Source organism: Methylophaga sp. F7, assembly GCF_056863975.1.
Map to the genome: position 1 here is coordinate 775,362 of NZ_CM166511.1, position 20,431 is coordinate 795,792.

Here is a 20,431-nt window from a genome sequence, read left to right on the forward strand (position 1 = left end):
GGCCGTCATTTGTAACGACAGGATGGCGGTTGAAATGCGATGTTAAATCAGGAGTCATTAGTGGAAATACATGTATTACACCGGCAGGGTCACAGTATCCGCGCCATCAGTAGGCAACTCGGGATCGCCAGGAACACAGTCCGTAATTATCTGCGTGACCAAGCCCGTTCACCCAGTTATGGTCCACGCGAAGAAAGACCATCAAAACTGGACCCGTTTAAACCTTATTTACTTGAACGTATTGCGGCAGCAAAACCTTATTGGATCCCCGCCACGGTATTGTTCAGGGAAATCAAAGAGCAAGGCTTTACTGGTCAGGAAGGTATCGTCAAAAACTACATCCGGCAGTTCAAACCAACGTTACAAGAAGATGTGGTTCGGTTTGAAACCCTGCCGGGTCAACAGATGCAGGTCGACTTTACCACTATCCGACGGGGACGCAGCAAACTCAAAGCCTTTGTTGCCACACTCGGTTACAGTCGGGCGAGTTTTGTACGGTTCAGCAGTCATGAGCGTCAAGAGGACTGGCTCACGGGAATAGAAGCCGCCTTGCAGTACTTCGGCGGTGTGCCCAAAGAGATCCTGTTTGATAATGCCAAGTGCATCATGATTGAACGCGATGCATATGGTGATGGTCGCCACCGCTGGAACGACAAGTTGCTGCAGTTAGCAGCAGACTATAGTTTTCGCCTTCGTGCCTGTCGGCCCTACCGGGCGAAAACCAAGGGAAAGGTCGAGCGCTTTAACGGTTATCTGAAAAACAGCTTTATCACACCGCTGGCAGCTACTCTGAAACAAGCGGGACTGGTGCTGGATGTTGATACGGCTAATGGTCAAGTCGGTCCCTGGTTACGAGAGGTAGCACATCAGCGCTGCCATGGCACCACCGGACAGCAGCCGCAAACGCTGTTGATTAAAGAGCAGTTGGCATTGGCTGACTTACCGGCATGCGTGATTAAAGAAAAACACGTTGCTTTCCCATCTCGTCACGCTCTCCCGATTGAGAGTCTGCAGCATCCGCTAAGCACCTACGACCAGTTGCTGGAGATGAGCCGATGAACTTGCAGATGGCACGGATTGAGCGGGCCTGTGAAGAACTCAAACTCAATACGATGGCAGTGGAATGGTCAGCGGTGGCCGATACCGCAGCGGGTAAAGGCGCTACACTAGCCGACTTTTTGGAGCAGCTGCTTAACCTTGAAGTGGATGCCAGAACGCAGCGGACACGTGAGACCTTGCAGAAATTTGCCGGATTGCCAGCAATTAAATCGTTTGAGGACTACGACTTCAACTTTGCCACCGGTGCACCCAAAAAGCAATTGCAGGAACTCAATAGCCTGGCGTTTATCGAACGGGCCGAAAACATTGTTCTGCTCGGTCCGAGTGGTGTCGGCAAAAGCCATCTGGCCATTGCTTATGCTTGCAAAGCGATTCAAAAAGGTATCAAAGTACGCTTTATCACAGCAGCCGACCTGATGTTGCAACTGGCTACTGCGAAGAAGCAGGATCGACTGGAAGGTTATCTGAAACGCAGTGTGCTGGGGCCCAAACTGTTGGTCATTGACGAAATTGGTTATTTGCCCTTCGGGCATGAAGAGGCCACCTTGTTCTTCAATGTGATTGCTAAGCGCTATGAACAAGGCAGCGTGATAGTGACCAGTAATTTACCATTTTCACAATGGGCAACAGCTTTTGCCAATGATCAGGCACTCACAGCAGCATTACTCGACCGGCTTTTACACCACGCACATATTGTGCAGATCTCAGGAAACAGTTATCGATTGAAAGGAAAGAAAACTGCTGGGATAGCCCCAGTAACGTATAAACAAATTAACGAATAGTCGCCAAGGGTGGGTCAATTTTACTTTGTCGGAAAGTGGGTCAAAATTGGATTGTCGTTGACAATTGGATACTATTAGCATATATGGAGTTGTTTTTTTATTGATATTTTTGCTTACAGGAGCAGTAATGCGTATTCAGGTTTATCCAATATGGTTGTTTTTTTCTGTTCCATTAGCATGTTTCTTATCTTACTGGCAGAATGTTTTAGCTTCTAGGGATGGAAAGGGTGATTAAATCAGCTTATGAAATTATTTGTAAACGCTTATAATGTTCATAGTGGTGGTGGCAAGTCTTTGCTAATAGCTTTGCTTAATAGTCATCATCATATTGGAGAAAAAATATTTTTATTAGATTCTCGATTGATTCTTCCCGATTCTATTTTGGATAATAATAAAATAATCAGAGTTCAGCCGACTATTAAGAATCGATTTATGGCCGAAGTGTGGTTATATAAAAATGTAAAAAAAAATGATATTGTTTTATGTTTTGGTAATTTACCTCCAATATTTAAATTAGTTGGTTATGTTTTTGTTTTTATCCAGAATAAATATTTAATTGAAAATAAATCACTTTCGAACTTTTCCCTTAAATCTAGACTACGCATTTGGTGTGAACGTAAATGGTTGAATTGGAGAAAATTCAACCTCGATACTTTTATCGCCCAGACTCCAACTATGAAAAATGCAATAAATAAATGGCAAGCAAGACAAAGAATATCTTTGCCCGTTTCTGTCGCCCCATTCGTAGGACAAACTTACAGATTGGTAGCTAAGCCTCTTTCTCAAATTAATTTAGATAATAAAAATTATGATTTTGCTTATATAGCATCAGGTGAACCCCATAAAAACCATCAGCAGCTTGTTGAAGCGTGGTGTCTCCTAGCAAACGAAGGAATATACCCGACATTATGTTTTACGATTGATAAAGCTTTATTTCCTGAATTATGCGGATGGATTGAGGAGAAAAGAGTAAAGTATGAATTACGCTTGCATAACTTTGGCTCATTAACTCACAGTGAAGTAAATCAACTATATTTTAAGATTGGGGCTTTGATTTATCCTTCAAAATTTGAATCTTTTGGACTTCCTTTGATTGAAGCTAGGTTTGCTGGTTTACAAATAATTGCACCTGAGCTTGATTATGTGAGGGATATAATTCAACCAGCAGAAACTTTTGATGCTGATTCTTCACTTTCAATTGCTCGAGCGGTTAAACGCTATTTAAATCGTTCTGATTTACCAATTGAAATCATGAGTGTTGATGATTTTCTTAAGACATTAATATCAATGGGAAAGTAAGTGCGTATCTTAATTCTGAGCCAATATTTTTGGCCGGAAACATTTATAATTAACGATCTTGCACTGCAGTTGAGTGAGAAAGGGGTAGATGTTACGGTGATGACAGGTAAGCCTAACTATCCTGATGGTGAAATATACGAAGGATATTCAAAGAAAGGTATCCAGCATCAAAAGTATCAAAACATAATTGATATTTATCGAGTCCCTTTAAGACCTAGAAAATCGGGGCACTCCCTTGATTTAATATTAAATTATCTTTCGTTTGTCTGGTCAGGATTACGATTCTTTCCCGGACTGGTTAAAAAGAAAGAATTTGATGCAATTCTTGTATTTGCACCTTCTCCGATTACGTCTGCTATAACTGCTATTCCTCTAAAGTGGAAAAAAAAGGCTCACCTAGTAATATGGATTCAAGATCTTTGGCCGGAGAGTTTGGCTGCGACTGGCCATATTAAAAACCCAGTAATCCTTAAGTTGGTGGAGTGGGCAGTAAGGGGTATTTATCATTTCGCCGATAGTTTGCTGATTCAATCACGAGCCTTTCGTGAACCGGTTGGACGCTTTGCCAATGACAATAAAATTGTCTATTACCCCAATTCAATTTATACGCCATTGAATGAAGAAAAAAATTCAAACCAAATTCCACATGAACTGAGAAGTATTTTGCAGAATAGTTTCTGCGTTGTTTTCGCAGGGAATATTGGAGAAGCCCAATCAGTTGAAACAATCGTGCAGGCAGCGTTGCAGTTAAAAGATAACCCTAATATTCGAATAGTTCTGGTAGGAAGTGGTAGTAGGTTGGACTGGGTACGTAAACAAAAAGAAGAGCTTAATCTAGATAACCTTTATCTGGCAGGTCGTTTTCCCATGTCTTTCATGCCAGAAATTTATAGATACGCGTCAAGCTTGCTGGTTACATTAAAGAACGAAGCTATATTTTCTCTAACAGTTCCGAGTAAAGTGCAGGCATATTTGGCGGCTGGTAAGCCAATCATCGCTGCTTTGAATGGAGAGGGGGCGAGGATAATTGAAGAATCTGCCTCAGGCTATACTTGTGCGGCAGAAGATGCCCACGCATTAGCCAGCACCATTACAACCCTATATGAGCTTGATGAAGTTTCACGCAATAAAATGGGAGAAAATGGTCGTGCGTATTTTAACGAAAATTTTGAGATGAAGCGGCAGGCCGAACATCTGATTGAAATTTTGGAGCAGAGAATAACATTAAAAAAGCGAGGGTGTTGATGCGTATTCTTGTTTTGGGTGTATCTGGGATGCTTGGTAATGCAGTCATGAAATTTTTTGCCAAAGAAGGGTTACATGAGGTGTGGGGGACGCTTCGCAATGTATCAGGAAAACAATTTTTTTCAGATGATATAAAGTCGCACTTGGTTTCAGCTGTAGATGTTTTGAATCAGGATTCATTGTTGGATGTTTTTGCCCAGACTCGGCCTGATGTGGTGATTAATTGTGTTGGAATGATCAAGCAGCTACAAGATGCAAATGATCCACTACATGTGTTGCCTTTAAATGCGCTATTTCCACATCAGTTGGCAAAAATATGCATCCTGGCTGATGCAAGGCTTATTCACGTAAGCACTGATTGCGTATTTTCTGGAAAGAAAGGTGGGTATACGGAATCGGATGAGTCTGATGCAAGTGACCTTTATGGTAAATCCAAATACATTGGGGAATTGCATGACTATACACATGCAATAACGTTACGTACTTCTATCATTGGGCATGAGCTGAACTCAAATAATGCATTGATAGACTGGTTTTTGTCTCAGAACAGAGAAGTCAAAGGCTACAAAAAAGCTATTTTTTCCGGTTTGCCTACTGTAGAACTGGCAGAAGTGATTCACAATCTTGTGCTCCCACAAACAGCTTTACATGGTCTATATCATGTATCAGCCAATCCGATTGCTAAATTTGACCTGCTGAAGATGGTGGCGAAAGTATATAAAAAAGAGATTGTCATTCAACCAGATAATGACATTGTTATTGATCGGTCTTTGGATTCGAGTCTGTTTCAGCAGGCCACAGGTTACCGAGCTCCAGAGTGGCCGGAGTTGATCGAAAAATGCGGCAGGCCCGCTAAGGATATAAATGGATTATGTTTGACGATAAAGTTTTGATGATTACTGGGGGAACAGGATCTTTCGGTCATACAGTACTAAAACGTTTTCTTGATACCGACGTTCGGGAAATCCGTATTTTCAGTCGCGACGAGAAAAAGCAGGAAGATATGCGTATTGAGCTCGCCAATGAAAAGGTAAAGTTCTATATCGGCGATGTGCGCGATTACGACAGCGTTTCTCAGGCTATGGTCGGTGTGGATTATATTTTCCATGCTGCTGCTCTGAAGCAAGTTCCTTCCTGTGAGTTTTATCCGATGGAAGCAGTAAAAACTAATGTGGTTGGAACTGAGAATGTTCTTAATGCCGCTATCGCAAACAGGGTAAAACGTGTGGTGTTTCTCAGTACTGATAAAGCGGTTTATCCAATTAATGCAATGGGCATTTCTAAGGCAATGGCTGAAAAAGTCGTTGTAGCTAAGTCACGATCAATTCCAGAAGAGGGACCGATTGTTTGCTGTACCCGATACGGGAATGTAATGGCTTCCAGAGGCTCTGTCATCCCTTTGTTTGTAAACCAGATCCAGTCAAACGAGCCATTAACTGTAACTGATCCTCATATGACTCGATTTTTAATGTCGCTGGAAGATTCTGTTGATCTGGTTCTGCATGCATTTGAACACGCGAAACAGGGCGATATTTTTGTTCAAAAGGCACCAGCCTCAACGATCGCCGATCTGGCAAAGGCATTATGCGAATTATTTCGCAGTACTCGTGAAATAAGAGTTATTGGTACTCGCCACGGTGAGAAGCTTTATGAGTCCCTTATCTCACGTGAAGAAATGGCCAAGGCAGAAGATATGGGACGCTATTATAGAATCCCTGCTGATAACCGTGATTTGAATTACAAGAAATACTTTGTTGAGGGTGAAACTCATATTTCTGAAGTGGATGATTACACTTCGCATAATACCAATCGTTTATCCGTTTCAGAAGTAAAAAGCTTGCTGATGGAACTTAGCTATATTCATGAGGTTCTGCATGACTAAGGTTATGACACTGGTTGGCACCAGACCTGAACTTATTAAAATGTCTCGGGTCATTGCTGAACTCGACCAGCAGGTTGAGCATGTTCTTGTTCATTCAGGGCAAAATTATGATTACGAACTGAATCAAGTTTTTTTTGATGATCTTGAAATTCGTAAACCAGATCATTTTCTTAATGTAACAGGTGAGACTGCTGCCAAAAGTATTGCAGACGTTATTGCCAAGGCAGATGATATTTTCGCGCTTGAGCAACCTGATGCGCTGTTACTTTATGGTGATACCAACACCTGTTTGGCAGTGATTGCAGCAAAAAGGCGTAAGATCCCAGTCTTTCACATGGAGGCGGGTAACCGTTGTTTCGATCAGCGTGTACCGGAAGAATTAAATAGGAAGGTTCTAGATCATCTAAGTGATATTAATCTGGTTTTGACAGAACATGCCCGTAATTATCTTATCGCAGAAGGGATTCGCCCAGAGACTATCATCAAAACTGGGTCACACATGGAAGAGGTATTAGATTATTACCTACCGAAAATTGAAATATCGAATGTGCTTAGCCGTGAAAAACTTGACCCAGGTAGGTTTTTTATAGTAAGTACTCATCGCGAAGAAAATGTTGATAATCCGGAAAATTTGAAACAGCTTATCAATACGTTACATGCCCTAGCACAACAATATGGATTTCCTGTCATCGTAAGCACACATCCACGAACGCAAAAGAGGCTAGCTGAACTTAATGATTCTTCGGTTCATCCCTTGATCCGGTTCGTTAAGCCATTTGGCTTGCTGGACTATATAAAATTACAAATGTCAGCATATTGCGTAATATCCGATAGCGGTACACTTACGGAAGAATCCTCAATACTGAATTTTCCAGCAATCACTATCAGAAATGCTCATGAACGTCCTGAAGGAATGGATGAAGGTACTTTAATAATGAGTGGCCTTACATCTGAACGTGTCCTTGAAGCGGTCAAAGTTGTCACAAGTCAGTTTTCATCAGAACCCGAAGCGATTAAAATTGTGGCTGACTATTGTGGAGGTTCCGTGTCTAGAAAAGTGGTTAGAGTAGTACTTAGCTATGTCGATTACATTAATCGTGTTGTATGGTCAAAGTGATGAGTCACAACTTGCTAAGCTGTTTCAAAGCGTATGACATTCGAGGTAAATTGGGAGATGAACTTAACCCGGATGTCGCCTATCGAATTGGTCATGCATATGCCAAACATTTAAACGCAAAAACAGTTGTTGTAGGTGGTGATATTCGGCATACCAGTGAACCACTTAAACTTGCTTTGGCACAAGGCTTGATGGATGCTGGTTCAGAAGTGATTGATATTGGGATGGTTGGCACAGAAGAGATTTATTTTGCGTCATTTTATCTGGATGTCGATGGTGGAATTGAGGTGACGGCAAGTCATAACCCCATGGACTATAATGGTATGAAACTGGTGGGACGGGGTGCTTTACCGATAAGCGGTGATAGCGGGCTGAATGATATCCGAGAGCTGACTGAGCATACTGAATCCCCATTTAATGCTTCCAAACCAGTTGTATCCAATGCTGCTAATAAGCATGAGGCACCTGCATCTGCAAATAGTGTTTTCAGTGGCACGCATAATATCCATAAATACACAAATCTATCGATCCTTGAGCCTTATGTTCAGCATTTGATGACCTATATTGAGCCGACTAATTTCACTTCCCTTAAACTGGTAGTCAATGCCGGAAATGGCGCTGCCGGTCATGTAATTGATGCCATTGAAGCTCAATTCAAATCAGCTAATATGCCTGTCGAGTTTATAAAAGTGCATCATGAAGCCGATGGTGACTTTCCCAATGGTATACCCAATCCTCTATTACCGGAAAACCGCGCAGTGACAGCCGATGCTGTAATTGCCAATAAAGCAGATATGGGTATCGCCTGGGATGGGGATTTTGATCGGTGTTTTCTGTTTGATGAAAATGGCCGCTTTATTGAAGGTTATTACATTGTCGGCTTATTGGCTGAAGCATTTTTGCTCAAGTTACCTGGCGAAAAAATCATTCATGATCCAAGATTGACCTGGAACACCATCGATCAAGTTGAAGCGGCGGGTGGTAAACCTATCCAATCCAAAACAGGCCATGCCTTTATTAAAGAACGGATGCGTCTGGAAAATGCAGTTTATGGTGGCGAAATGAGTGCCCATCATTATTTCCGAGACTTTGCTTATTGTGATAGCGGCATGATTCCCTGGCTGTTGGTAGCTGAGTTAATCAGCGTGGCTGAAAAACCTTTATCTGAACTAGTTAATGAACGTATGGCGAAATACCCGTGCAGTGGTGAAATTAATTACCGAGTAGCAAATGTATCAATTGTTCTAGATAAAATTTTGAAACATTTCGCTATTGAAAATCCTGTTATTGATAGAACTGACGGAATCAGTCTGGAATTTGAACAATGGCGATTTAACTTACGTTCTTCCAATACTGAACCCCTGCTGCGTCTGAATGTAGAAACTCGAGCTGATGAAACTTTAATGAAAGCCAAAGTGGCAGAAATCGAAAAGATAATTCTTAGCTGATGAAGGTTTTTGTCACAGGGGCAACTGGGTTTGTTGGCAAGGCATTAATTAATGAGCTGTTAAGTGCAGGCCACAATATTGTTGCAGGTGTACGGAATTATTCGGTGGAGTTTCCTGTTGAAGTGGAACAACAGCAGATCGGTGATTTAAGTTTGCTGAGTGAACAGAATTCGGTAGTTGATACGCTGAAAAAAGTTGATGTCGTTATTCACACTGCAGCACGCGTACACATTATGCAAGATAAAGCAGCCGATCCGTTGACTGAATTTCGAAAAATGAATGTAAATGCGACTCTTGCATTGGCTAAGCAATCAGTTAGTGCGGGTGTGAAAAGGTTTATATATATCAGTTCCATTAAAGTGAATGGCGAATCTACAGATAATAGGCAGGCTTTTCGTGAGACTGATAAACCAGCTCCTGAAGATGCGTATGGACAATCAAAGCTTGAAGCAGAGCAGATTTTATTTGAGATAGGCCAGACAACTCCCATGGAGGTTGTGGTTATCCGTCCACCTCTCATTTACGGTCCAGGGGTTAAAGCCAATTTTGGCAGTATGATTAAAATCATTAAAAAAGGGTTACCTCTACCTTTTGGAGCAGTTTCCAATCAACGTTCCATGCTGGCCATTGATAATCTGGTAGATTTTATAAAACTTTGTGTTACACATCCTGCTGCAGCGAATCAGATTTTTCTTCTGGCGGATGGTGATGATGTGTCTACTACCGAGCTGTTTAAAAAAATTGCAAAGGCTTATAAACAAACTGCAAGATTGATACCTGTTCCAGTATCCTGGATGACATTTTTTGCTAAGCTGGCAGGTAAACAAAATATTACTGATCGTTTGTTTGGGAATTTGCAAATTGACATAAATAAAGCGCGGCAGTTGCTAGGTTGGAAACCTGTAACCATTATGGATCAACAACTTAAAAAAATGGCTGAGTTAGATAGGAACTCAACACAAAATAAATAATAAAATGAGAAATTCATGACCCGAGCTGTTATCCGTTTACTGGATATTATCTTTTCTGTTGTTGGCCTGTTGATCGGTTTGCCAATTTTATTAATTCTGATCATTATCGGTTGGTTTGATACTGGTTCCCCAATATTCAGGCAACAGCGTGTGGGCCGAAATCAAAAGCCTTTTACATTAGTCAAATTCCGCACTATGAAACAAGATACGGCGCATGTCGCCAGTCATCTGGCCTCAGCCTCTTCTATTACTCCCTTTGGTCGTTTTCTGCGTCGAACCAAGCTTGATGAGTTGCCACAATTATGGAATGTGTTGAAAGGGGAAATGAGTCTGGTTGGTCCCAGACCATGTCTTTTTAACCAGCTTGAATTAATTGAAGAGCGCGAAGCGAAAGGTGTGTTTAAGGTTAGGCCAGGTATTACCGGACTAGCACAAATAAATGATATAGATATGTCGACGCCAGAATTGTTGGCAAAGACTGATGCCAGAATGATCGAACAGATGAATGTTCTCAATTATCTTGGTTTTATTGTTCAAACTGTTATTGGTAAAGGGGCTGGCGACAGAGTTCGCAACGATCATTAGGAATAATTTTGGCGAGGTAACAGTTTTTCTAAAACCCCATCGCAGTGAAATTTTAGCTAACGTAACAACTTGCATTAGCAAGACTCTGCAAATGAATGAATCGTCTTAATCAAAGTTTAGAGCTGATGTAAAAACAATTCGATTAAAGAATAAACTGTGATCAGCTTATCAAATTGAAGCAGGATAATTTCCTGTTATGCATTTTTGCCAACGGTTTCTCTGGATCTAAAACAATAAATTCCCTTACTCTTTAGTTGCAGCTCTGGAGAGCTGAATTTAACTAAACAAGGAGTATGGAAAGATGTTTAAAAAATGGATTGTTGCTTTATTACTGGCGTTTTCACTTTCATCATTCGCTGCATTCGCAGCAGATAAAATCAATATCAACACTGCTTCAGCAGATGAATTACAACTGCTCTATGGAGTAGGGCCTTCTACTGCCAATGCTATTGTGCAATATCGTGAGCAGAACGGGGCATTTGCCAATGTTGATGATTTAGTAAATATCAAAGGTATTGGCGAGAAAAAAGTGGCTACTATTGCTGAGAATGTAACAGTATCTGATTAAGTTAACGTATTTAGTAATAAAAAGGTGAGGTTGTAACCTCACCTTTTTTATACTCATTTTGGATTGTAATCCCGATTGTCAGTTGTGATGTAAAAATCCATCTAACGGCAACTGAAATTTGCCAGTAGATAACTTTCAGACAATCAAAATGACAATTACTCTAGTGCGAGTATAATTACTTACTTAATTAATTTTCAGCTTTAAACCCATGCCCATTGAACCAATCCAGTTAAAAAAAATACGGAAAGATCTCGGTCTGACCCAAGCTGAAGCTGCTGAATCAGTCCGTGTGGAACGTCAAACATGGATTAGCTGGGAGCGTGACATTAACAAACCGACAGCGCGCTCCATGCCCGATGGATTATTAGAGTTGTTTTGCATTAAACATAAAGTTAATTACAAAGTGCTTGACAAAAAAGTATACATTGTATACCATTAATTTCAAATGTGACCTGCTCAAAGAGCCGGTTTTTTTTGGCTACTATAGGTATACATTGTAAACTAATGAGGATCAATGAATGTCACACTTAAACAAACCTAATCTAGTTAAATTACAAAGCTTGGAGCTCACTGTACCCCATTTAAGTAATGCTTCAATCCAACAAATAATCGACCTAGCCTGGGCTGCTGGCTTCATTGATGGTGAAGGATGGATTGGAATTGCACGTCAGACGCGTAAAGGCTATGACACGATTACACATCGTTTGAAAGTTGCGATCACACAAAACAACCTTGAAGTGCTTGAGCATTTGCAAAATGTAATTGGCGAGTCTGGAGCAATCACAAAGGGTGTCAGAACCGAAAAAATGAATCGCCAAAGTTATGCATTGGTATTTGATAGTCAGCATGCATTGAATGCCATTCGTAAAGTCCGTCCTTTTTTGAAGCGGAAAAGTTATGAAGCGGATGCCGTCTTTGCCATGTGGGAGGAAGGTCTCATGGGCAAGCGTCCAGGCGCGAAAGGATGGCCACCGGAAATATACAAAATACGTGAAAAATGGGCACAGAAAATATCACGCTTGAAATGAATTATTCACATGCCCCTACCAAGCGGTTGGGGCATGAAATCATTTTAAAGAGAAAAGTCATGGATAAATCCACTTTAGAAAATATCATCGAAAAAGCAGAATTAAATGAAACACATTATTCGAACCTGCTTGAGGAAGAAACATATTCTTCAAAACGTGAAAGAGTCGCTGTGATGCCAAACAATCATCACATCATTTATGACAAATCAGTCGTCACACGTGAGTATGACAAGGAAGTTAGCGGTAAACGGAAAAAAATTCTTCGGGATTTATTAGAAGAGCCAAATCATAAACCGATTGCATCTTTTGAAAATGAAATAATCGATGAGCTTGATAAATTGGGCAAAAAATTTGGTAATTTCAGTGACGTTATCAATCTGTGTAAAAACGCATTGTGGCTGGGAAGCCTTGAGGCACCAAAGCTGTTTTCTATACCACCCTTATTACTTTCAGGACCTCCCGGCGTAGGAAAAACTCGATTTATATCAGAGTTAGCAGCAGTACTCGGGACGGATTTCTTTTCGTTAGACTTCTCGACGGTTTCATCAAGCTTTGTGGTTGCCGGAGGAGCAAGCTCATGGAGTGAAAGCAAACCTGGTTTTGTTAGTAACAGCATGAGAAATAGCCGTTATGCGAACCCCATCATCATGCTTGATGAACTCGACAAAGCGTCTGTTGATTCTAGACACGATCCAATGGGGCCAATGTACAGCTTATTAGAAAAGCATACGGCGAAGCGGTTTATTGATGAGTATCTGGAAATTCCTTTTGATCTCAGCTTGGTGATATGGATCGCGTCAGCCAATTATCCTGAGCGTATTCCAGAGCCCATACGATCTCGTATGCTGGAAATACCCATCTCTAATCCAACATCAGAACAATCAAAAGCCATAATCTCTTCAATTTACAAAGAGCTTTTGTTAAACCCGTGGGGAAAGCATTTTTCAGTAGAACTTGATACTAAAGTCATTGAGAAACTTTCAAAGTTACCACCACGTATTGCCAGGATCCAACTTGAAAACGCTATGGCAAATGCAGTTCGACGTTCAAAAGCAAAAGTGCGGCCTGTTGTGATTCTCCCCAAAGATGTGTTGATTTCGTCCACTAAGCCGAAATCAAAAGGGATGGGGTTTCTGGCTGAAATCTAAACAACTCATAAATTGAAAAGGTGAAGTTGGCAGTAATTAACCTTCAAGGAGAAAGTAATGTTATTTGGTTTACCTCGTGCAAAAATACAATTAGTTGACTGGAATATCATTTGTTTAAATTTACCTTCAGGAGAAACAGGGGAATTTTTTATTGGCTATAGCTTGAATGATCAACTGGGCCGTTTTAGTTCACCAATAGTTGAGTATGACGAGACAAACTGTTTCGGTAAAACGAAATCAGGTTCTGTTTATACCTTAATTGGTCCGCCAGGCCATCCCTGCAAAGATGGTATGTATGTCTTAGATCAATTGTTCGGAAAAGAGCATATTCAACGAGAGCTTTTTTCCAAAAAAGCATCCGGTATTGTTCGTTTTAAATATCCTGTTGATACATCATCAGAATAGTTTTGCACTTAAATTGGTAACGGATAGGGATATTATGTATGGATAATAAAATTACACTTTTTCACTGGAACATATTGGAGTTACCAGATAACCAAGCTATTTTTGTTGGGTTACAGCATCGACCAGAGCGAGACAACATACAAAAGCACGATATTACTGCTGATATTCTTCTAAATTATTCTTTTCGACAAAGCACAGCTATTCAGCTTTTTGATGAAATCTCAGGTCAAGGTGTTACACGTTCAGGCAGACAATATCATTGTCTTGGTTTACCCAGCGATCCAAAAAATTTAATTAGAAAGGTGGTTAAGTTAAAGTTTGGTTTATTGCCCTGTAGGTTTAGATATGAATTTAAAAAAGATTCTTAAGTATGGACAAAAAATTGTAAATTTTTTGTGACTGCTTCTGACCGACCAAAATGAGATAATCAAAAACTTAATAAAAAAGAGCTGAAGTCGTTTGAATTAAAACTGAAAAAGACCTGTCAGAAATCAGCCAGAGCTTAACCAAAAGCTGCGCTGAATGCAGAGCTTGATGAACACCTTGGTTTCGACAAACACGCCATATCTGGTAACGCAAATAGCCGTAATGACATCAGCCGAAAACAACTGCAAACGGAAAATGACACCATTGAGCTCTCAGCACCGCGTGACCGTGATGGTAGCTTTGAGCCGCAGTTAGTCAAAAAGCATCAACAACGTTTTACGTCGATGGGCGACAAAATCCTCAGCCTCTATGCCAAGGGAATGACGACACGGGAAATCCAGACGACCTTTAAGGAAATGTATGATGCCGATGTCTCGCCGACGCTAATTTCCAAGGTCACAGAATCTGTTATTGACGATGTGATTGAATGGCTGTCCCGTCCGTTAGATGTAGTTTATCCCATCGTCTATCTGGACTGTATCGTGGTCAAAGTTCGTCAGGACAAACAGGTGATTAATAAAGCCATTTTTCTGGCACTTGGCGTCACTCTCGAAGGCCATAAAGATTTGCTGGGCATGTGGATAGCCAAGAATGAAGGGGCCAAGTTCTGGCTGAATATGCTGACTGAGCTGCAAAATCGGGGCGTGAAAGATATTCTAATTGCCTGTGCGGATGGTCTTAAAGATTTTCCCGATGCCATCAATACCGTCTATCCCAACACACGCATCCAGCTGTGCATCGTCCAGATGGTGCGAAACAGTGTGAAGTTCGTGCCCTGGAAGGTTTACAAACCGGTCACGGCTGATTTAGAGCAAATATACCAGTCAGTGACCGAAGAGGAAGCGCTCAAGGCACTGGAAACCTTCTCCGAGCGCTGGGACAGCAAATACCCGCAAATCAGCAAAAGCTGGCGCAGCCACTGGCAGGATCTGAATTTGTTGTTTGATTATCCCGAGGATATCCGCAAGGCTATTTACAACACCAATGCAATTCAATCGCTCAACAGTGTCATCAGGAAAGCCATCAAAAAACGTAAGCTGTTTGCCAGTGATGATTCGGCCCGCAAGGTGGTTTATCTGGCTATCCTTGATGTCTCAAAGAAATGGATCATGCCCATCAGAAACTGAAAGGCGGCACTTAACCGTTTTATGATTGAGTTTGAAGGCCGGCTGGTGGACTTCATTTGAAAATGGCAGTTACACAGAAATCAGAACAGGCTCTGTATGAGTTCATCATCTCAATTAACACATGGCCAACAATTATCTAGTTAAAATTTCCGGTTTGAGTATCCATCTTTTAGCCATCTGCTAAACGGTTAGATGCCGACTTATAATGAGTTAAGCGACGTTTTGACTGGCATGCTCGGGTGATCGACCAAGCGACACAATATTTTGTCGCATTAACGTAAGGAGTCGTTATGGTTGATCACTAAAGACGTTTTCAAAAATTATGACATGAACCCTTCTTTTTATGTATCTTGCTTTTACCTAATAAAAATTAAATGTTAGAGGATTAATGAGGTTTAGATAACATCGATATACAGCCAAGTTGACTGGGGTTCTCCCCCGATTTTGCGGACACTTCAAAGAAGCCTGATAATGGGCAAAAGGAGTGTGTATGTCGAAGAAAAGAAAATATACAGTCCGGAGTTCAAACGTGGTGCTGTTGAACAGACCCGGCAGCCAGGTGTTATCTGTGCCCAGATTGCTCAAGAACTGGGGCTTGCCCCAAATCTTCTCACGAGATGGCGACGTGAAGCAGATCAGAATGGCCAGCAGGCCTTTAATGGCACAGGTAGCCCCAGAGATGAAGAAGTTGCCCGTCTTAAGCGTGAACTGGCACGGGTGAAGAAGGAACGGGATTTTTTACGCGAAGCGGCGACGTTCTTTGCCAGGGAGTCGTCCTGAAGTATCAGGCGATCCAACGTTGTCGCGTCGAGTTTCCCGTACGCTTAATGTGTCGTTGTCTGGACGTTTCCGCTAGCGGTTATTACGGCTGGGAAGCACGTTTGCCGAGTTTAAGAAAGATTGATAACAACCGATTGCTGAAGCGCATTCGTGAACTTCATACAGATAGTGGCGGTATTTTGGGTGCACCGCAGATGCATGAAGATCTGACGATTGAAGGTGAAACAGCCAGCAAAAATCGGGTTGCATGTTTAATGGCGGTTGCGGGACTTAAGGGATGGCCGAGAAAAAAGAAACGTGGACAGAAGACACCGCAACTATTAACACCACCTGGAGTTAATAATTTGTTGGAGCAAGACTTCATGTTATTTTACATTCTGATCGAGGCAGTCAAATCAGAAGCTGCGATTACCAGAGATTGCTTAGTAAAACTACATTGATGAGCTCGATGAGGGCGGGCGGTCATTGTGGCCATAATGCTGCCTGTGAAGGCTTTTTTGGTGTACTCAAAAGAGAACGGATAAATCGAATACGTTACCCAACCTTGGATTCTGCCAAAGCGGATTTATTTGACTATATTGAGCGATTCCATAATCCTCGCATGAGAAGACGAGTCGCTAAGTACGATATGAAGTTATCAACCGTTTTTAAACCGTCCGTAGAAACGGGGTAGAAGCCCGGTCAATGATAAGCAGCTACACAGAATTTTTTACAGTCCCCTCATACCCAAAACACGAATCGATATTTTTTCATGCGGTGAGTTATATCGAATCCCATATCGAACATGTAACTCCCTATTCGAACCCTACCAAAACATAACGACTGGGATTTGTTTCGAATACAATAGGCGAATCAAATTTTGCGCAAAAAATTTCAGAATATCTCATCTCATGCTCGTAAGAAGAAATTTTTTTGACGAAGATTTAACTGAAAAAAGCAAATTTATTCATATTTTTCACAAAAAAGGCACTTACAAGCGTTAACTGCTAAAGAATAATATATAAGCAAATGCTAATTATGTAAGTATTAACATTACTACTTACGTTAATGCGACAAAATATTATGTCGCCTGCGCGTTTACAAAAAGGCAGTTTATACCAGCAATGAAATGTCGCTTTAACATTTTAAATTTACATAATTGACAGTGATATAAATAAAAACTTATAAATACAAAATTTTGTATTGTAAAATATTCTTGCAATTTACTTTTCATAAGCTAGTCTAGGTTTTTTTCATTAGGAGAAGCTTATGCCAAGTTTAGACACAGCAGGAAATGCATTTTTTTATGCAAATGATTTATTTATTGGTCTTGTAAATGAAATTATCCCAGATAAAGAAGTTTTCAAAAAAGAATACAGAGTCTCTCCATTAATTGATGGATGTGATGAATTCCATATGCCGGAAGAAATATATGAAGATGGAGTATGGGATTTGTCTTATATACCCGAAAGCTGGAGTGGATTCAAAAATACTGAGGATTTGCCAGAAACATTAGTGCCTCACGAAAACCGTTCTATTGCCGCTTTTATAGATACATATACATTTGAACCTAATCTTTATCACAGAAAAGGAAACCACATTTTTTTTCATCACCGTGTTTTTCATGCACTTTGTGAGATGAATGTCAGTTTAGTTAATAAAGCAGAGTGTATTAACAAATATGCTCAATATACTTGGCAACCTAGGATTACCATTTTCCATGATGGAAGTAATCATCAATTAAATGTACAGACGTATATTCGGGCAAGATACCAACAAATAATTCAAGAAGAGATCGATAGACTTGACAAATTATTGAAACGTTTTCCGAACGATGCTGTGGTAAAGGGTAAGAAAGAGTCGTTAGGGTTTAAATTATTAAAAGCCTCAGCTTTCAAAGTGGAGAGTTGGAAGTTCAATGATAATGACTACTATTATCCCGATGAGGATTAGTTTAGATAGATTGTGTTTTATGTTGTGATTAAAGTAACAATTGTTCTTTGAGATCAGTTAATAGATTACTTTGCTCGCTATCATTTAATGATTGATCGTGAAAATTAGTAATAAAAAAGACATCTTCAACCTGATCGCCCAGAGTGACCATTTTGGCATTAATAACTTGTGTTTGATGCATCAAAAAAACCTGAGCAATAGTGGATAACAATCCAGGTCGATCATGGGTATAAAGCTCCATGACAGTATGTGTTTTTTGAGGATTTGCTGAAAACTTAATGACCGGCTCAGTTTTAAACAATTTTGTGGTTCGTGGCATTAATTGCGGTTTATATCCTGAAGTTAATTTGTCACGAGCCAGTTGTTTATGCAGGGCGTTGGTTATATCTTCATAACGTAGTTGTGCACCATTAACGATAAAGGTATTTAAGGCATTGCCATCATTACCGATGTTGATTTTTGCATCCAAGATATTTAGTTGCAGCTGTTCCAGACAGGCTGTCATCGCTGCAAACAGACCTCGGCGATCGTGAGTGAATATACATAATTCAAGTGTTTGTTTATCGTTGTGTGGACGAACCAGAATCAAGGGTTCCTGATCTGGATTTTCCAATCTGCCATTGGTTTGCCAGACGATTTCCTCGACTGAATGTCGAAGAAAATAATCTAGCTCGTAGGTGTGCCACAAAGTCGTAATGTCTTGTGGTGGCCATCCCATTTCAGTGAGTTTATCTAATGCCAGCTGATACTTTTTATGGCTTTTTTCCTGAGTACTTTTCGCCTGGGCTTCGGTATGTTCCAACCATTGATGGGTACTGTGATAAAGCTGCTTGAGTAACGAATCACGCCAGCCATTCCAAAGATTATTATTGGTTGCCCGAATGTCTGCCACCGTCAGCAGATACAGATAATTTAATCTGTTCACACTGCCAACTAATTCAGCAAAGTCCTGAATGACCTCTGGATCTTCCAGATCTTTCTTCTGGGCAGTGGACGACATTGCAAGATGCTGACGAACCAGAAAAGTGACAATGCTGGTATCGTAATCACTCAGATTATGCTGGGTACAAAATCGCTCTGCATCCTGAACCCCCAAAATACTGTGATCGCCACCACGACCTTTGGCAATATCATGATAAATACCGGCAATGTAAAGTAATTCAGGTTTTGGCAGTTGATAGAAGACTTCTGAACAAAGCGGAAATTCATCCTTGAATTCGGAGCAGGAAAATCGACGTAAATTTCCCACTAGAAACAGGGTGTGTTCATCTACGGTGTAAGCATGAAATAAATCATGCTGCATCTGCCCGACAATTCGACCAAACTCAGGCAAATACGCACCTAGAACCCCGAGCTGGTTCATGCGTCGGAATTCATGGGTCACCCCTTTTGGTTGACGGATGATTTCCATAAACAGGCTGCGATTTCTGATATCGGCACGAAAACGTCCATCAATTAAATGCAGATGGGCATGTATCTGACGAATGGTCGATGCACGAATTCCTTTGATATGCGGATGTTGCTGCAAAATCAAAAACACTTCGAGCAGAGCATAGGGATAATAAGCGAAAATCCCAGAGTTAATGGTTTCCAGATACCCATTATGGGATTGGAAACGACGGTTTATCGGTTCAATATCCCGAGGCTCGTCAGCTAGAATAATATTCTCTTCAAACAGTTGTAACAGCAGGGCATTCATCTGACCCACTGCACGGACTGTCCGATAATAATCTTTCATGAAATGTTCAACAGCCATACGACTGTTGGTTTCAACATAGCCCAGTTGCTTGGCCAGTTCACGCTGATGATCAATCATCAATTTTTCTTGTTTACGGCCTGCCTGATGATGCAGGGCAAAACGTACACGCCATAAAAAACGCCGTGACTGTTGCAGTACCTCGAACTCACTCTCTGCCAGAAATCCCTTGGACTTCAGACCTTGCAGGTTTCGGACATCAAAATGCTGTTGTGCCACCCAGTTAATAACCTGAATATCCCGAAGACCACCTGGCGATTCTTTTAGATTGGGTTCAAGGTTATTACCGGTATCATTGTATTTATGATGACGTTGAATCTGTTCCTGTTTTTTCCGTTCATAGAAAAGCCGGTTATCCCAGGTTTTGTTGGAAACCGTTAATTGCTGTAATTGTTCAAACAACACCCGATTACCGGATAAAAACCGTGCTTCAAGCAGATTGGTGGCTATAGTGATATCGTCTTCTGCCTGTTGGCGGCATTCGCCAATGGTACGAACACTATGACCAATCTCCAGGCCGATATCCCACAGTTGGGTCAGGAAGACAGATAGTGCTTCTGGCGGTGTTTCAGCCACTGAATCATCCAGTAATACCAGTAAGTCGATATCAGAGTGTGGATGTAATTCGCCTCGTCCGTAACCGCCAACGGCAATCAGACTGACAGTCGTTTCAGTCGCCAGATGTTTTTGCCATAGAAACTGCAGGACCTCATCCATAAAATGTGCTTGCTGATGTACCAGCCAGTCAATATCTGCCTGATCTTCAAAAAAACATTTTTTTAGGTGTTGTGAGGCTTTGGCGAGAATATCGCGACAGCCTGTCGCATTATCCGCCTGGCCAAACTCCCAGACAGATTGTGCAGCAATTGCCAT

Annotated in this window: 18 protein-coding genes and 2 pseudogenes; 19 read left to right on the forward strand and 1 reads right to left on the reverse strand. The window is 41.1% G+C overall.

All coding sequences use genetic code 11. From position 1 onward, the window contains the following. The first annotated feature begins 39 nt into the window (after positions 1-39). The 19 genes and pseudogenes from istA (at position 40) to AC08OG_RS04070 (ending at position 17,802) form a co-directional block, all read left to right on the forward strand. Positions 40-1,059 carry an IS21 family transposase gene (gene istA / locus AC08OG_RS03980; RefSeq protein ID WP_482929750.1) on the forward strand — a complete coding sequence of 340 codons (1,020 nt, stop codon included), beginning with the start codon at positions 40-42 and terminating at the stop codon, positions 1,057-1,059. Beyond that, the gene (gene istB / locus AC08OG_RS03985) at positions 1,056-1,841 is read left to right on the forward strand and encodes an IS21-like element helper ATPase IstB (protein ID WP_482929749.1); all 786 of its coding nucleotides are present in this window, start codon (positions 1,056-1,058) and stop codon (positions 1,839-1,841) included. Before istA ends, istB begins: the two co-directional genes overlap by 4 nt. Before the next feature lie 243 nt (positions 1,842-2,084). Next, a complete protein-coding gene (locus tag AC08OG_RS03990; protein ID WP_482930054.1) occupies positions 2,085-3,140 on the forward strand; it encodes a glycosyltransferase family 4 protein in 1,056 nt (351 codons plus the stop codon). After that, entirely contained in the window at positions 3,141-4,385 is a 1,245-nt protein-coding gene (locus AC08OG_RS03995; protein ID WP_482930055.1) for a glycosyltransferase family 4 protein, read from the forward strand. It abuts the gene before it with no gap. Beyond that, positions 4,385-5,278, forward strand: a complete 894-nt coding sequence (locus tag AC08OG_RS04000) for a dTDP-4-dehydrorhamnose reductase family protein (protein ID WP_482930056.1) — start codon at positions 4,385-4,387, stop codon at positions 5,276-5,278. Before AC08OG_RS03995 ends, AC08OG_RS04000 begins: the two co-directional genes overlap by 1 nt. After that, positions 5,257-6,267, forward strand: coding sequence for a polysaccharide biosynthesis protein (locus tag AC08OG_RS04005; RefSeq protein ID WP_482930057.1), 1,011 nt, complete (start codon positions 5,257-5,259; stop codon positions 6,265-6,267). The genes AC08OG_RS04000 and AC08OG_RS04005 overlap by 22 nt, the downstream gene beginning before the upstream one ends. After that, positions 6,260-7,384, forward strand: a complete 1,125-nt coding sequence (gene wecB / locus AC08OG_RS04010) for a non-hydrolyzing UDP-N-acetylglucosamine 2-epimerase (RefSeq protein WP_482930058.1) — start codon at positions 6,260-6,262, stop codon at positions 7,382-7,384. Before AC08OG_RS04005 ends, wecB begins: the two co-directional genes overlap by 8 nt. After that, complete coding sequence (locus AC08OG_RS04015; RefSeq protein ID WP_482930059.1) at positions 7,384-8,832, forward strand: phosphohexomutase domain-containing protein; 1,449 nt, start codon at positions 7,384-7,386, stop codon at positions 8,830-8,832. The genes wecB and AC08OG_RS04015 overlap by 1 nt, the downstream gene beginning before the upstream one ends. Continuing rightward, positions 8,832-9,803, forward strand: a complete 972-nt coding sequence (locus AC08OG_RS04020; protein ID WP_482930060.1) for a UDP-glucose 4-epimerase family protein — start codon at positions 8,832-8,834, stop codon at positions 9,801-9,803. Before AC08OG_RS04015 ends, AC08OG_RS04020 begins: the two co-directional genes overlap by 1 nt. Before the next feature lie 15 nt (positions 9,804-9,818). Beyond that, the gene (locus tag AC08OG_RS04025) at positions 9,819-10,388 is read left to right on the forward strand and encodes a sugar transferase (protein ID WP_482930061.1); all 570 of its coding nucleotides are present in this window, start codon (positions 9,819-9,821) and stop codon (positions 10,386-10,388) included. A gap of 301 nt (positions 10,389-10,689) precedes the next feature. Further along, positions 10,690-10,956: a ComEA family DNA-binding protein gene (locus tag AC08OG_RS04030; protein WP_482930062.1), complete on the forward strand. Its 267-nt coding sequence runs from the start codon at positions 10,690-10,692 to the stop codon at positions 10,954-10,956. Positions 10,957-11,164: 208 nt separating this feature from the next. Further along, positions 11,165-11,395, forward strand: a complete 231-nt coding sequence (locus AC08OG_RS04035) for a helix-turn-helix transcriptional regulator (RefSeq protein ID WP_482930063.1) — start codon at positions 11,165-11,167, stop codon at positions 11,393-11,395. 79 nt (positions 11,396-11,474) lie between these two features. Next, positions 11,475-11,984 (forward strand): LAGLIDADG family homing endonuclease, encoded by a 510-nt coding sequence (locus AC08OG_RS04040; RefSeq protein WP_482930064.1) that lies wholly within the window; start codon positions 11,475-11,477, stop codon positions 11,982-11,984. After that, positions 11,954-13,132, forward strand: coding sequence for an AAA family ATPase (locus AC08OG_RS04045; RefSeq protein WP_482930065.1), 1,179 nt, complete (start codon positions 11,954-11,956; stop codon positions 13,130-13,132). The genes AC08OG_RS04040 and AC08OG_RS04045 overlap by 31 nt, the downstream gene beginning before the upstream one ends. Before the next feature lie 57 nt (positions 13,133-13,189). Then, positions 13,190-13,537 carry a hypothetical protein gene (locus tag AC08OG_RS04050; protein ID WP_482930066.1) on the forward strand — a complete coding sequence of 116 codons (348 nt, stop codon included), beginning with the start codon at positions 13,190-13,192 and terminating at the stop codon, positions 13,535-13,537. Between the two features lie 38 nt (positions 13,538-13,575). Next, positions 13,576-13,905, forward strand: coding sequence for a hypothetical protein (locus AC08OG_RS04055; RefSeq protein ID WP_482930067.1), 330 nt, complete (start codon positions 13,576-13,578; stop codon positions 13,903-13,905). Positions 13,906-14,000: 95 nt separating this feature from the next. After that, positions 14,001-15,090, forward strand: a pseudogene (locus tag AC08OG_RS04060) (IS256 family transposase). Positions 15,091-15,561: 471 nt separating this feature from the next. Next, positions 15,562-16,543: pseudogene (locus tag AC08OG_RS04065) on the forward strand (IS3 family transposase). 575 nt (positions 16,544-17,118) lie between these two features. Beyond that, positions 17,119-17,802: a hypothetical protein gene (locus tag AC08OG_RS04070; RefSeq protein WP_482930068.1), complete on the forward strand. Its 684-nt coding sequence runs from the start codon at positions 17,119-17,121 to the stop codon at positions 17,800-17,802. A 28-nt stretch (positions 17,803-17,830) separates the two neighbouring features. On the opposite strand, the gene glnD is transcribed toward AC08OG_RS04070, so the two are convergent. Further along, positions 17,831-20,431, reverse strand: coding sequence for a [protein-PII] uridylyltransferase (glnD, locus tag AC08OG_RS04075; protein WP_482930069.1), 2,601 nt, complete (start codon positions 20,429-20,431; stop codon positions 17,831-17,833).

Coding starts and splice junctions, on each gene's coding strand:
- istA (WP_482929750.1), top strand. CDS start 40: ATGTTAAATCAGGAGTCATTAGTGGAAATACATGTATTACACCGGCAG.
- istB (WP_482929749.1), top strand. CDS start 1,056: ATGAACTTGCAGATGGCACGGATTGAGCGGGCCTGTGAAGAACTCAAA.
- AC08OG_RS03990 (WP_482930054.1), top strand. CDS start 2,085: ATGAAATTATTTGTAAACGCTTATAATGTTCATAGTGGTGGTGGCAAG.
- AC08OG_RS04000 (WP_482930056.1), top strand. CDS start 4,385: ATGCGTATTCTTGTTTTGGGTGTATCTGGGATGCTTGGTAATGCAGTC.
- AC08OG_RS04005 (WP_482930057.1), top strand. CDS start 5,257: ATGTTTGACGATAAAGTTTTGATGATTACTGGGGGAACAGGATCTTTC.
- wecB (WP_482930058.1), top strand. CDS start 6,260: ATGACTAAGGTTATGACACTGGTTGGCACCAGACCTGAACTTATTAAA.
- AC08OG_RS04015 (WP_482930059.1), top strand. CDS start 7,384: ATGAGTCACAACTTGCTAAGCTGTTTCAAAGCGTATGACATTCGAGGT.
- AC08OG_RS04020 (WP_482930060.1), top strand. CDS start 8,832: ATGAAGGTTTTTGTCACAGGGGCAACTGGGTTTGTTGGCAAGGCATTA.
- AC08OG_RS04025 (WP_482930061.1), top strand. CDS start 9,819: ATGACCCGAGCTGTTATCCGTTTACTGGATATTATCTTTTCTGTTGTT.
- AC08OG_RS04030 (WP_482930062.1), top strand. CDS start 10,690: ATGTTTAAAAAATGGATTGTTGCTTTATTACTGGCGTTTTCACTTTCA.
- AC08OG_RS04035 (WP_482930063.1), top strand. CDS start 11,165: ATGCCCATTGAACCAATCCAGTTAAAAAAAATACGGAAAGATCTCGGT.
- AC08OG_RS04040 (WP_482930064.1), top strand. CDS start 11,475: ATGTCACACTTAAACAAACCTAATCTAGTTAAATTACAAAGCTTGGAG.
- AC08OG_RS04045 (WP_482930065.1), top strand. CDS start 11,954: ATGGGCACAGAAAATATCACGCTTGAAATGAATTATTCACATGCCCCT.
- AC08OG_RS04050 (WP_482930066.1), top strand. CDS start 13,190: ATGTTATTTGGTTTACCTCGTGCAAAAATACAATTAGTTGACTGGAAT.
- AC08OG_RS04055 (WP_482930067.1), top strand. CDS start 13,576: ATGGATAATAAAATTACACTTTTTCACTGGAACATATTGGAGTTACCA.
- AC08OG_RS04070 (WP_482930068.1), top strand. CDS start 17,119: ATGCCAAGTTTAGACACAGCAGGAAATGCATTTTTTTATGCAAATGAT.
- glnD (WP_482930069.1), bottom strand. CDS start 20,431: ATGGCAATTGCTGCACAATCTGTCTGGGAGTTTGGCCAGGCGGATAAT.